7 protein-coding genes are annotated in these 13,936 nt (G+C 59.5%); 1 reads left to right on the top strand and 6 read right to left on the bottom strand.

Annotation, left to right across the window (positions count from 1 at the left end; genetic code table 11):
* On the bottom strand, nt 1-795 hold the full coding sequence (locus XI05_RS39355) for a WecB/TagA/CpsF family glycosyltransferase (RefSeq protein WP_271511899.1): 795 nt from the start codon (nt 793-795) through the stop codon (nt 1-3).
* Nucleotides 796-986: 191 nt separating this feature from the next.
* Here XI05_RS39355 and XI05_RS39350 point away from each other — a divergent pair, with 191 nt between their 5' ends.
* A complete protein-coding gene (locus tag XI05_RS39350; RefSeq protein WP_260383180.1) occupies nt 987-1,874 on the top strand; it encodes a glycosyltransferase in 888 nt (295 codons plus the stop codon).
* Nucleotides 1,875-1,890: 16 nt separating this feature from the next.
* Here the strand turns inward: XI05_RS39350 and XI05_RS39345 are convergent, their stop codons facing one another.
* Genes XI05_RS39345 through XI05_RS39325 form a run of 5 tightly spaced genes read right to left on the bottom strand, consistent with a single transcriptional unit; the run spans nt 1,891 to nt 13,847 of the window.
* On the bottom strand, nt 1,891-3,063 hold the full coding sequence (locus tag XI05_RS39345) for a hypothetical protein (protein WP_271511897.1): 1,173 nt from the start codon (nt 3,061-3,063) through the stop codon (nt 1,891-1,893).
* Between the two features lie 24 nt (nt 3,064-3,087).
* Entirely contained in the window at nt 3,088-4,515 is a 1,428-nt protein-coding gene (locus tag XI05_RS39340; RefSeq protein ID WP_271511895.1) for an HlyD family type I secretion periplasmic adaptor subunit, read from the bottom strand.
* Nucleotides 4,512-6,731 carry a peptidase domain-containing ABC transporter gene (locus XI05_RS39335; RefSeq protein ID WP_271511893.1) on the bottom strand — a complete coding sequence of 740 codons (2,220 nt, stop codon included), beginning with the start codon at nt 6,729-6,731 and terminating at the stop codon, nt 4,512-4,514. Before XI05_RS39335 ends, XI05_RS39340 begins: the two co-directional genes overlap by 4 nt.
* Nucleotides 6,709-7,029 (bottom strand): hypothetical protein, encoded by a 321-nt coding sequence (locus tag XI05_RS39330; RefSeq protein ID WP_271511892.1) that lies wholly within the window; start codon nt 7,027-7,029, stop codon nt 6,709-6,711. The genes XI05_RS39335 and XI05_RS39330 overlap by 23 nt, the downstream gene beginning before the upstream one ends.
* Before the next feature lie 11 nt (nt 7,030-7,040).
* Nucleotides 7,041-13,847, bottom strand: coding sequence for a DUF4082 domain-containing protein (locus XI05_RS39325; protein WP_271511891.1), 6,807 nt, complete (start codon nt 13,845-13,847; stop codon nt 7,041-7,043).
* Nucleotides 13,848-13,936: the final 89 nt, after the last annotated feature.

The following is a 13,936-nucleotide window of genomic DNA, read 5'->3' as shown; positions in this document are numbered from 1 at the left end:
TCACCCCCCGATCCGGCTCGGACCAGGGGGAACGGCGCCGGGCGCACCGAGCGGGTGCCGAAGCCCCTGCCTGATGAGCGCTTGCGCCAGGACGCCCGCAAACAGCGTGTTCGTTCTGGCGTATCGCCACCACATCCGCCCAGGCTCCTGATAGATGCGGTACAGCCATTCGAGGCCGAGCTTCTGAACCTGGACCGGCGCGCGCCGAACGGTGCCTGCCAGAACGTCGAATGCACCACCCACGCCCATGATGAAGGGTACGCCGAGATCATCGCGGTGAGCGGCCAGAAAGCGCTCCTTCCGGGGCGTCGGCATGCCGATGAAAAGGCAATCGGCCCCGCTGGACTGGATGTCCCGCACGACGTCATTCTCCTGCTCGCGCTTGAAATAGCCGTCGTGCCAACCCGCAAAGACAAGTGAGGGATGGCTCTCGCGCGCGTTCTGCATCGCCTGGTGCAGTACGTCGGGAGTCGCTCCCAGGAAATAAGGTTTGAAGCCTTCGCGCGCGCATACCGCGAGCAACTCGGCCAGGAGATCCACGCCCGCGACGCGCGACGTGGCCGGAAGCCCCAGCGCTCGAGCGCCCCAAACGATTCCCATGCCGTCCAGGCCGACGATATCACTGTTGGCGACGTCGGCCGCGAGCACCGGATCAGCCCTCATATTGACGAATTTGGCGACGTTCAGCGCCACATGTTGCAGCCTTCTCCGGCTGTGCATGGCCCCGCGCGCAAGATCCACGGTTTCTGCCATTGTCAGCAGGTCGACGGGACATCCCAGGAACGAGGCGCGCATTGGACTTACCTCTCGGAAAATACGACCTGTTTAAGTTTGCATTTAAGATTATTATCCAGATAATACGCGCGGGATATTTAATTGCAAGATTTAAATGGGACTGACTGCGTCATTGTAAAGCGGCACAGCAGGGCTCCAGCGCTAGACGACGGACAGCAGAATCCAACCAGATTAAATGGAGGATTTAAATAGTGATTTCAGTCATTATTCCGCATCTGAACCAGTCTGATGCGCTGGAAGTCTGTTTGCGCACGCTGGACGCGCAGAGTCTGCCTCGTCAGGCGTTCGAGGTCATCGTGGTGGACAACGGCTCGTCAACGCCCCCAACGGACATCGTTGCCGGCCATCCTGGTGTACGACTGCAGCACGAATCGCAGCCGGGTCCGGGACCGGCGCGAAACGCAGGCGTCGCTGCGGCCAATGGCGAGATCCTCGCCTTCATCGATGCCGACTGCAGGGCGCATCCGGATTGGCTGAGCAGCGTGGTGAAATGGTCCAACTTGTCGCCGGCGGGCACAGTTCTCGGGGGCGACGTTCGCATTTGGCGCGCGGAAAATGCGGAGCTCGATGCCATTGCGGCTTACGAGAGCGTCTTCGCTTATCGCTTCAAACTCTATATTGAGCGCCACGGTTATTCCGGCACTGGCAACATGGCGGTGTTTCGCCGCGATTTCGATCGCGTCGGCCCTTTTGCTGGCATCGAGGTCGCCGAAGATATGGAGTGGGGAGAGCGTGCGTTGCGTGCGGGGCTTCGGTTTCGATACACCCCCGAGATGATCGTCTTCCACCCGGCCCGGAGCTCTCTGCAGGAGCTCTACGCCAAATGGGATCGACACATCGCGCACTATCGCAACATGGCGGAAGGCAAACCTGTTTGGCAATTGCGCTGGCTCGCGCAAGCCTTGCTCGTCTTCGCATCTCTCGCGCCAAACGCTGTGACCGTGCTGACCAGCGACCGTCTGCATGGCAGCGGCGTCCGCCTCAAAGCCATTGCCGTATTGTGTGCCGTTCGGGCGCACCGCGCCATGACGATGCTCTCGCACCTACGGAGCAGGCGAGCAGTAGCCTGGAATCGTTAGCGCAACGGCAATTCTGTCAGGGGCCGCCAAAGGCGACATTGTGAGTCAGTTCCGGCAAGTCGGTGCGCCGGCCGAATGACCACAGAATCCAGCCCAGCTCGTAGCTGCGGCACTCAAGCCGAACTTCCACATCCGCAGCGTCGATCAGCCGCTCGCCGTGTCCGAGCCAGGCGTTCTTGAGGGCGCGGAACACCCTCGGCGTCCTTGTTGTCAATTCACCCTTGCGAACTTGCGAGCGGATAGTCAGGTTCAGTTCAGGGACGAGCATGGGCCGGCGCAGTTGATTGCACCCAAGGACCCAGTTGAATCCCTTGACCAAGGCATCCCGCGATTGCCTCTGCCCAAAGCGCTCGGCCCATTCCAGCAGCGCCGGAGCCATTCCATACTGATGGACCGAATAGACTTCGTAATAGTCAATGACGCGGCCGCTCAGCGCGTCGAAAAACCAAGGCCATTCGCCTTGCGAGCCTTGAAGCGCGATCAGATTGCGCACACAAGTATCGGCCATGACAAGTGCGGACGCATCACCGGAAAATTCACCATACTGATAGCAGGCGATCGAGAGGTAGGTCTGCGTTGCAAAGGACGAGAAACGGCGACGAAGCCCAAACGGTGCATCGAAGAATATTCCCGATTCGCTGTGAAAGCGCTCCTTCAGGAGGCGATAAAGCGGCTTGGCATAGCGCCACCACTCGTTCTCGCCTGCCCTCGCCTGAGTCACGACTCCCGTGAGCAACATGCCAAGATCCTGCGCACGGAAGCTCCTCCACCGGGATTCATCGGAAAGAATGGCTCTCAACTCGCATTTAACCGGGTCCGGAATTTCGAGCCCGAGCTCGGCCGCGCTCCATAGCGCCATACCAAAGGCATACTTGCGTACAGGAAGCTTCGTGAGTTGCAGAACGTTGCGATGAAATATCTCGGGTATATCAATGCCATTTGGAATTTCGGCAACGCGCGACATTCCAAGAAGCACATTGAGAGTATAAAATACGTCGCTGCTCGGTACCGATTCGTTTGGTGAAGAACGTCCATCGAGATGGTAGATGTGCGACCACCGGCGGTATTCAGGCAACCAACAACGTTCCAGCCCCTTGAGCGCGTAGTCCACCAGTGGTGCATTTCGCGAGAGCTTACTCTCCACGGTAGGCACCACGAGCTTCACTCCAAAATTCGGACTAATCATCATGGTCGATCGCCATTCCAAGCCGGGTTAGTATTCTCGAATGCTTTCATCCAATCCGCGCAGCAGCGGATAAAGGAAGTACGAAATCACGGTGCGCCTGCCGACTTTCAGTTCGGCCGTCACCGCCATACCCGGAATCAGTTGGATGCGCTCAGCCGGCAGCCGAAGGTGCGTGTCCGACAAATCGACCAGTACGCGGTAATAGGGAGCTGGCGCGCGGCGCGCACCTTCGGCCTTCGTATCCGGCGAGAACGTATCCTGACTGATGACGCGGACTTCTCCCGTTGCAGTTCCATACTTCTGGAAGGGAAACGCTTCGAACTTGATCCGGACCGACTGTCCGAGCGTCACCTGACCGATATCCCGCCCCTCGACGTTGACCTCCGCCTGAAGCGGAACGTCGCGCGGAACCAGGACGAACAGCGTTTCGGCTTCGCGAACCACCGAGCCGACTGTCCGGTTCGCGATATCCAGCACCACGGCATCTGCCGGCGCCTGCAGGACGATCAACTGTCGACGAAGCTCGGCCTTCTTCAATTCCTCTGCTGCGCTGTTGCGCTTCGGCAGCGTCTCCACCAGTTCCTGATAGGTGGTGCGACGAAACTCCTCGGCGAATACTTTCCGATCAGCGCGTGCCTTCTCCAGCCGATGGGTACTATCGGCGATACTGCCGCGAACACGCGCCAGATTGCTTTCGACCTCGAGCCGTGCATCGCGAGACAGTAGGAAGTTCAGCCTCGAACCGACCTCTTTGTCCATCAGCGTGGTTCGCATCGCTTCAATCGAACGCATCGTGTCGAGCCGCTGAAGGAGAACCGCCTCTTCATTCTGTGCTGTCTTGAGATTGGCTTGCGCGGAAGCGATCTGTGCGTCGTAGTTCTGGATCTGCGCCTCGTAGGCGGCTCTCCTCTGCAAGAACAACTTGCCTTGCAGGATCTGATCCGAATTCGTCAGCTCCTTGACGGCGTACTCGATTCCATTCAATTCAGCGCTCAGACGATCGATCGACGCATCGAATCCAGCCACTCTGCCGCGCAGTTGGTCGAAATCCGCCTGCGAAAACGTCGGATCGAGGGTCGCCAGAACGTCGCCGCGGTTGACGCGATCACCGGCCTTGACGTGGATCTCGCGTATGACCGACGTTTCCAACGGCTGCACAACCAGGTTGGGACGCGTCGTGGTGAGTTTTCCCTGCGCCGTGACGATCATCTCCACCTGCGAAACGGAAGCCCAGATGACCGCGAAAGCAATCAGTGCAAGTACGCCGTAAAGGGTGAAACGCGCGAGCCGCGGTGGCGCTTGCTGCTCGAGTTCGGTGGCATCGGACTGGAATTCGGCGATGACTGGCGCTCGCCTCGGCCCTGGCCTGAATAGCTTGCGGCGGCGCTCGACCGGCCTGGCCGGAACAAGAGCGGTCGGCTTCACATCCGCGCGTGATGGCTCTGTCTCCCTCATGCAATCTGCTTCATCTGTTGATTCCACAAATGCCTGTAGATAGTGCATTTCGACAGGAGGTGGTCGTGACGATCCACATCGACGATTCGGCCGCGGTCCATCACCAGTATCTGGCTTGCTTCAGTCAGCATCGACAACCGATGCGAGACGATGATGACGGTACGCCCTGCCGCCAAGCGGCGGAGATTGCGCCTGATGATCATTTCGCTTTCGGAATCGAGGGCACTCGTCGCTTCATCGAGAATCAAGATCCTTGGATTGACGATCAGAGCTCTCGCAATCGCGAGCCGCTGCTTCTGCCCGCCGGACAGGTTCGAGGCGTCTTCCTCAAGCATGGTGTCGAAGCCACGCGGCAACCGTTCGATGAACTCGTCGGCGCCTGCGAGCTGCGCTGCTGCGACGACCTCGGCAAAGGTGGCATCACGTTTCACGCAGGCGATATTGTCGCGAACAGTCCCGCGAAACAGGAAATTATCTTGCAGGACGATTCCAAGGTTTCGGCGCAGATGCGCGAGGTCGAGCTCCCTCGAGTCATATCCGTCGATGCGCAGCAGCCCCTGCTGCACTGGATACATGCCCGAAATCAGCCTGGTGAGAGTCGTCTTGCCTGAGCCGCTCCGTCCCACGATCCCGAAGATCGATCCTGGCTCGACGGTGAAGGAGACATCATCAAGCGCCGGCGATCCGTCGGATCCGTAGCGAAAAGAGACACTTTCGAACTCGATTTTGCCGGCAAGGTCGGGCCGCAGTCCATCTTTCCGACCGTCGCGCTCAGGCTTCTGATTCATCACCTCGCCGAGCATTTTCACGGCAAGAGCCACTTCCTGGTATTCGTGCACCATGGTCACGAGCTGGACCAGGGGTCCGGAGACCCTGCCGGCCAACATATTGAAGGCGACCAACGCGCCGATTGTCATTTCGCCGGCGAAGACATCGAGTGCCCCGACGGAGATGATTCCGAGCGTCATGATCTTCTCGAGAAATCCGGTGAGCGCCTGGGCGCCAGCGGAAATCTTCTCGACACCGAATCGCATGGTCACGGACTGCGCGCAGCGGCTATCCCAAACCCTGCTCTGCGCTGGCTCCATCCCCAGCGATTTCACGGTGCGCATGCCGTGAACTGTTTCGACGAGGAGAGCCTGCCGCGCACCTTCCGCTTGGTATAGATCGTACAGTCGTCGCCGAAATGGGCCCATGAGCAGGCCGACAACAGCGCCGCTCGCGGCGGTGAAGGCCAGGACCATCAAAGTCAATTTGACGCTGTACAGCGCGAGGACCGGCAGGAAGACGAACAACGAGAGCGCATCGAGGGTCGTCAAAAACAGGCGGCCAGTCAGAAACTCACGGATCCGCGCCGCTTGTTGCATGTGCTTGACCAGAACCCCCGCGGCCATATGTTCGAAAAACGTGACCGGCAGCCCGAGGAGATGACCGAACGTCTTCGTCGCAACGCGAATGTCGACCCTGTTGGTCGCATATAGCAGCAAGTAGCGCCGCAGAAAGCCGAATATCGCGTCAAAGACGAGCGCCACGGCCGCGCCTACCGCGAGTACGTACAGCGTGGTGAAGCTCTCGTGAACCAGAACCTTGTCGATGACGAGCTGGAAAAAGATCGGGACGACGAGGCCCAACGCATAGAGCAGGATGGCGGCAATGGCGACGTCCCTGAACAGCCGCCATTGAAGAAGCAGTTCCGGCACGAACCATCGGAGGCCGAAACTCCTTCGACCATCCTGTGCCAACTGCTCGCGCTTGATTAGGATCGTGTCACCGGCCCACTGCGCACAGAATCGATCGCGGTCGACAACCAAGACCTCGTGCTTGCGGTCGGCGAGCGGGTCGAAGATGCTGACGACCTCGGTGCCATCAGTTCGCCGCCCCGCACCAAGGACGGCGATCCAGTTGCCATTGGCGAGCCTCGCCAGCGCCGGATAGGCCTCTCCGAGACGAATCAGCGCGCCCCAATCCAGCTTCGTGCTCCTCGCGCGCAGGCCTGCATCCTTCGCCATGCGCAACAGGAGATTCAACGAGAGCGGGCCGGCTACCGCATAGGCGTGCTTCAAGCGCTCGACCGGCAGATCTATGCCATGGTGACCGGAAACCTTGGACAGGCATTCCAATGCCGTCTGGGTTGACAATCCGGGTGCGGGCGCGTCCGCAACCCGGTCCTTCGCGCCGCCTGCGGCATCGATTTCAGCGGAAATTCGAAGAGACATTCAGAGACCGTGTGTTGGGCGCCAGCGCATCACGTACTCCCGACGCACCGTTGTGCGATCCAGCTGGCTGGTTCCGCCGGACCACGCCCGCATCAACCAGGCCCTGAAGCGCCTTCTGCATCACGTCGACCGAATTGGCGAAAGCTTCGACCGAAAAGATCAGCCGCTGAGAAAATACGCGCTTCGGGGCGTTGTTGGCGTCACGCTCTGTCGGTGAAAGACTGACCAGATCGATGCGGACGATGGTTCCGCTGACGGTAATTTCTTCGATTCCATCGGTATAAAGTTCGGCGTGCATCTTTACGTCTCCTATGCTGCTAGCTGAGGCCTGAAAACAACATCAACGCCGTAGCTCGTTGAGTTGTAGGTGTTGGTCGGGAATAGGCTATCTGTCCCGTACGCAAACACACCGTTGCCGCCGATCGAGCCCGAGGATGGGGCCGTCAGAGGTCCGTTGGTAATTGCGTTGGCGAGCAGGCCCGGATCGGCCGCGTAATTTCCGGAGGTGTGATACGAGGCGACGTATGTGGTTCCCGGCATGATCGTCACGGGCGTAGCGAAATTGACCTGCTGCCAGCCGTCGGCGGTTTCGTTGGTAAAGGTCGCAGTTGCCAGCAACGTCCCGGTGCTGCTCCAGAGATCTGCAACGTGAGTGCCCGTGTTGGTTGGCCCCTTGTAGAAGCGAATGCCGATGATATCGCCCGGGGTCGACGTCTGGAATTTGAGGCCCAGCTCCACAGACTTAGGATCATTGGCCGCCACAATGCTAGGCTCCTGACTTGCGCTAAACAGGCGCACAGCCGTTGAAGACGCAGCATTCACATCGAGGGCGACGGATGCGCTGGCGGAGCCACCTTGGCCGTCGGAGATGCTGTAGTTGAACGACGCCGGCCCCGTGTAGCCGGTCGTCGGTGTGAAGATCACACTGTTACTTTGGGCGTTGTAGCTGGCGACGCCGTTCACACCGCCGCTCGCGGCCGTGATCGTAAGCGTATTGCCGTCCGGATCGGTATCGTTGGCGAGCAGTGCCGAGGCCGGGATCCCGAAAGGCACGTTCTGCGTGGCGTCGAAGCCGCTGTCGTTCGCGGCGACGGGTGACCGGTTGGGGCCGCCGCTGGAGCTGTTGAACACGACGTCAACCCAGTAATTGGTCGCGTTATAGGTACTGGTTGGGAACAAATTGCTCGTTCCATAGGTATAAAGGCCGTTGACGTTCGCGGGAGCCGTGAGCGGCCCATTGGTGCGAGCGGAGGTGAAGTAGCTGGTGGTGGAGGCGTAGTGGCCGTTGCTGTGATAGCTTGCGACGTAGGTGGTGCCGGCTGTGATGGACACCGGATTGCTGAACGTGACTGTCTGCCAACCACTGCTGCTCTCGTTGGTGAAAGTCGCGGTCGCCAGTAGCGCGCCGGTGCTGCTCCACAACGAGCCCGTATGGGTTCCGGGGTCATTCGCGCTCTTGTAGTATTTGATGCCGGTAATCGTGCCTGCCACGGACGACGTGAATTGCATTCCGAGATTGACTTGGGAAGTGTCCGACCCCGATCGGGTCGCCGGAGTATCGGTGTTCGAGAATAGGCTCACGGTCGAAGGAACCGCCGAAACTGCGATATTGAATGTCTCGCTGCTCGTGAGGTTGCCGAGATCGGCAGCGGACACCGTGACGCTGAACGTGCCAACGTCCGCGGACGTCGGCGTGCCGGTAAAGGTTCGGGTCGATGGAGTGAACGTGAGCCAACCCGGAAGCCCTGAACTGCCAGCGGCTGCGCTGTAGGTGAGCGAGTCCCCGGCATCGACATCGGTAAAGGTGCCGGCGGGTAACGTTAGCGAAAACGCCGAGCCAACGGTCACGGCCTGGTTGCTAGTCTGGATCGCCAGTACCGGCGCGTCGTTGGCACCATGAATGGTGACAGTAAGCGTGGTCGATGAGGCGGCGCCCACGGCGTCCCGCATCGTATAGCTGAAGACATCGGTCAGCGTATTGGTCGACTGCCGCAAGGCCTGCACGGCTTGATCATTCTCGTTCACCGTGTAGGTGAAAGAGCCCGAGGCACTGAGCAAGAGCGTGCCGTGCGCGCCCGCGAGAGGCACATCGAACGTTCCGTTGGTCGAGCCGAAGCTGAATGCAGTGACAGTCTTGGTGTCGCCGGAATCGGGATCTGTATCGTTGGCCAGCACGTTGCCGGTGGCGGGCGAACCGCCAGTGCTGTTGTTCACGCCACCCTTTTCGGTGGCGCCCGCGCTGTCAGCAACCGCGGTTGGCGGGGTATTGTTGCTGGCGGCGGAGCCGTTGAAGACGACATCGACCCAGTAGTTGGAGGATTTGAAAGTATTCGTCGGGAACGTGCTTCCGGATCCGTAGGCATAGACTCCGTTGCCACTGGCCGGAGCCGTCAACTGGCCGTTGACAAGCGATGTCGCGAAATAGTTCTGGGTACCGGAATAATTGCCGTTGGTGTGGTAGGACGCGACGTAGGTGGTGCCTGCCGTGATGGCAACGGGATTGGAGAAGTTGACCTGCTGCCAGCCGCTGGCTGTCTCGTTCGTGAACGTGGCAGTTGCAAGCAGGGTTCCGGTCGAGCTCCAGAGATCGGCAATATGGGGACCCGTATTCAACGATCCCTTGTAGAAGCGCAGGCCGGTTATTGTCCCATTCACCGATGCGGTGAACTTGACCCCGACTTCGACCGGGCTGGTATCGCCGGAGTTGGGGACGCTTGGCGCATCAGTGGTACCGAACAGGCTCTGTGCGGAGACCGGATAGTTGACCTTGAGCGAGACCTGGCCGGACCCGCTCTGGCCGCTCGTGTCCGTGATCGTGTAGGTGAAGCTCGCCGCCCCGGCATAGCCAGCGGTGGGGGTAAAGGTCACAGTCTGGTTCTGCGAATTGTAGCTTACGCTTCCATTGGCTGGATTGCCGACACTGGTAAGCGAGAAAGCCAGCCCGGACGGGTTGGTATCGTTCGCCAGCAGCGCTGATGCCTGGATGTTCAGCACACCATTTTGGCTAACCGTGAAGCCGCCGTCGACGTTGGCTTGCGGCACGCTGGTCGAGGAGGAGCCGTTGAAGACGACATCGACCCAGTAATTGGAGGATTTGTACGTGTTGGTCGGGAACGCGCTTCCGGGTCCGTAGCTGTAGACTCCGTTGGCGCCAGCCGGAGCCGTCAACTGGCCATTGGCAAGCGATGTCACGAAGTAGTTCTGAGTGCCGGAATAGTTGCCGTTGGTGTGATAGGAGGCGACGTAGGTTGCCCCTGCCGTGATGGCGACGGGATTGGAAAAACTGACCTGTTGCCAGCCGCTGGCTGTCTCGTTGGTGAACGTGGCAGTCGCAAGCAGGGCTCCGGTCGAGCTCCATAGATTCGCAATATGGGGACCAGTATTCAACGATCCCTTGTAAAATCGCAGGCCGGTTATCGTTCCGCTCACGGATGCGGTGAACTTGACGCCAACCTCGATAGGACTGGTGTCGCCGGAATTAGGCGCGCTCGGTGCATCATTGGTGCCGAACAGGCTCTGTGCAGAGGCCGGATAGTTGACCTTGAGCGAGACCTGGCCGGACCCGCTTTGGCCACTCGTGTCCGTGATCGTGTAGGTAAAGCTGGCCGCCCCGGCATAACCGGCGCTGGGAGTAAAAGTCACCGTCTGGTTCTGTGAATTGTAGCTTACGCTTCCGTTGGCCGGGTTACCGACACTGGTAATCGAGAAAGCCAGCCCGGACGGGTTGGTGTCGTTCGCAAGCAGCGTCGATGCCGGAATGTTCAGCACGCCATTTTGGCTGACTGTAAAGCCGCTGTCTTCGTGAGCTTGCGGCGACGTCAGGCCTGAATCGCTGAAAACGACGTCGACCCAGTAATTCGCGGCCTTGACATAGGAAACGTTGCTGGGGAAGACGGGGCTACTCCCATAGGCGTAGACGCCGTTGAGGCTGCTACCAGGCACGGTGAGCGCACCTTTCGTCAGGCCGTCGTAGTCGATGAAGTAGTAGTCGGTCGACGAATAGTGGCCAGTGTTCGTGTGATAGGAAGCGACATACGTGACGCCCGCCTGCACATTGACAGGAGTCGCGAAATCAACCTGCTGCCAGCCGCTCGCTGTTTCGTTGCTAAACGTGGCGCTCCCAAGCAGCGTCCCGTTGGTGGTCCAGAGGTCACCGATGTGAGTTCCGGTATTATCAGACGCCTTGTAGAAACGTATGCCGGTGATCTTGCCCGACACAGCGGGGATGAATTTGACGCCGACCTCGACTGCTCCGGAATCGCTGTTTGAGATCACCGCAGGCGTATCAGTCGGACTGAAGAGTGTCAGGTTGGAAGATGGCGTGACCGTGTAGGTCGTGCCCGCACCAGGTGTTTCCAGGTTCAAGCTGTCGTCGACCGCCCTGGTCTTGAGACCATATGTCCCCTGCGCGCCTGTGACGAACGTATATGACCACGTCACGTTCGTCGCGCCAACATTGCTGTTGGTTGGGTGCCAGGTTGTTCCACCATCCGTGGAAATTTCGACGCCGGCAATCTTTCCACCCGCGTCGTTGGCCGTCCCCGTCACCGTGATCGACTGCCCCTCGACAACAGTGGCGGCAGAAAGATTGGTGATGCTGGAGTTCGGCGCCGCAGCGTCTGTCGACCGGATTGCGGCAGTCAAGCTCGCCTGCAGCGTCGCCGGCTGAACCCCCATGTCGGCGAAAAGATTAACCATCGCCTGCTGAACGTTCGGATCAACAGGCGTCGCCGGTCCGTCGTGGTCGCTAGCAAGCGCCCACGGCCAGTTGATAGAACCGGCCGAGAAGATCAGTGCACCACTGACAGGATCACGATGCAGCACGAGATTGTGGGTCGCCGTGCCCGCTCCGAAGGTGTTGCCGTAGTCAAGCAGATACTTCCCGTCCACATTGATTGTGGAAGACGAGACACTGACCAACCCGGCTGGGCGGAATCCATTGTCCGGCGCGATGTCCCACTCAACGCCCAATAAGCCAGGTACGAGCGAGGCAGTCTGCCCGGCTGGGGTTTGCGCGACGGCCGTATTGCGCCAGAAGCGCAATTGGGTCATCGGGTACGGTATCGTGATCGTATCGTACCGAAACGCGTTGACCGCGAACAATGTGCCGGTCAGCTGATTCGAGGGAAGCGGAGCCCCGAACCGCGGGTCGGAAAAGTTTCCGGTCGCCTGTCCTGACGGATCAATCAGCGCATTTGCGTGCGTATCCTTGTAGCTAATGAGCGTGCGATTGGGTGTCGCGCTGCCATCGATGTTGGGCGCTAACCTCGTTTTCCAAAAGATCTCGTTGGCTGTGAGAAACGCAAGGTTCACGCCGGCGTGCGCTGCGGCCTCTACGTTGGCGCGCTGAGCTTCGGTCCAATACTCGTCATGCCCCGCGTCCATGAAGACTTTGTGATTGAGCAATAACGAGCCGTTTGTCGCAGCATCTATCCCAGAAATGTAAGAGACATCGTACCCGTTCTGCTCGAGCCAATAGATGGCCGCGATCTCAGCCGTGAAGGGGGAATCTCCCCCCTCGGAGAAGGTTCCGGTGCCGTCGCGCGTCACGAGGGGGCGATTGTAACTGACCGCGTAGGCCGATCCATTGATGCCGGGGCCGTTCCCGAAATACAGGTTGGCCCCTCCCCAACCGTTGTAGGCTTGCCAATCCTGATCACTTGTCTGCAGGACGATGTCGCTGTGCGAAGCATCGTTCCTTATGATGAATGGAATCTGGAAAATCTCGGTACCGTTGATGACGTTGGCGATGTAGACGCCCGAGGCGGCATCGGTTGGCACGCTCCAGGAATCGGTTACACTCCAGTTGCCTGCATCTACGAGACCGGTCGACGCGTCCCTTAAGGGAGCGGGTTGGACGACCGCGGCTGCAGCCTGATGCTGCAGGCTCGTAACCAGTCTGGCACCATTGCCACCGTAATAGCCCAGCCGGTAAACATCGACGCGATAATTCGGATTTCCGGTCAGGTTGTTGATCTTGAATTGGACCGTCCCCCCGACATTGGTGCTGATTGCTGTCGCAAACCCCTGGGTCACAGTCGAATTGTCGCCCGGCTGGATCTCCCAAACACTTCTCGGCGTGCCTGGCTTCTGGTTTTCCAATACGGTGGGATTCGTCGGAGGATCGGAGACGATGGTGCCGCCCAGCCCATCGCTCTTGAAATTCCAGTTCAAGTCCATCCCTGAGAACAGCAAGGTAACATTGGCCGCACCGTTGCTGAAATCCACCGTGCTGATATTCGAGCTACTATCGTAGGAGGAGACGGTCGCCGACATCGACGATGTGAAGGGCAGATCCCTCAGGTCGACTAGATTCCCCGGCGAAAGCGCTGCTCCCGGCGATGAAGCTGTGATCAACCCGGCGAAGTTGGCCGACTGATCGAGGACAAGCGTACCAGTTCCCGTTTCGAACGACACGGTTATGCCGGAGAACGATCCATTCAGGAACTGGCCGGACACCGAACCTCCGATCTCCAGGATCGCCTTGTCTGCAATCTCGAAAGATCCAGTACCGCTGACGTCACCCCTAAACTCCCCGGTCGTAATGCGATTGCCAAGGAACGCTCCAACCTCGACTGTCCCATTGTTCAGCACATCGCCTTCGACGACAAACGGCGAGCCGGCCCCCAACGAAAGCGTCGCACCTGCATCGAGGACCAGGCTCCCAATGTCGACACCGGCCGAGCTCGTGACGACATACGTTCCTGCTGCATCGAGGAACGCGGCATCGATGATCCCCGGAAGCCCGGCGCTCCAATTCGTTGCTACATTCCAGGCTCCGTCACTCGGATGGACCCAGTGAGTGGCGCCAGGGGTGGAAACCGATTGAGATTTCTGCGCCGCTTCGTTCGCCACAGATGAGAACGTTGGCGTCAGGCCATTATGACCGCTCGTCAAAGACGTCGAAGACAGAAGCGCAGACAACCGCGACCGGGAAGGTGCGGCGAAGAGAGCGGGCATAACGCCGCGCAAGCCCGACGGATCACCCGAGTCGGGCCGAAACGTCTGTTCGAAGAACGAGGCGTCCCCCCCGGCGGTGAATGATCCGCTTACTGGCCGATCAACGAGCCGCGGAGCCCAGAGGCCAAGTGCGTCGAAACCCGCGAAAGCGCTCACGAACGGCGATTCCGGCCAAAGGGCTGGAATATCCTCCCCCCAAACGTGCCGAGTTCCCCGGCCGAAGGCGTTCGCCTTTTGAACCAGCA

Source organism: Bradyrhizobium sp. CCBAU 11357, assembly GCF_028128865.1.
In the GTDB taxonomy this organism is placed as follows: domain Bacteria; phylum Pseudomonadota; class Alphaproteobacteria; order Rhizobiales; family Xanthobacteraceae; genus Bradyrhizobium.
The sequence above is the reverse complement of the archived record's forward strand: the minus strand, read 5'-3'. Positions and strand labels throughout refer to the sequence as shown.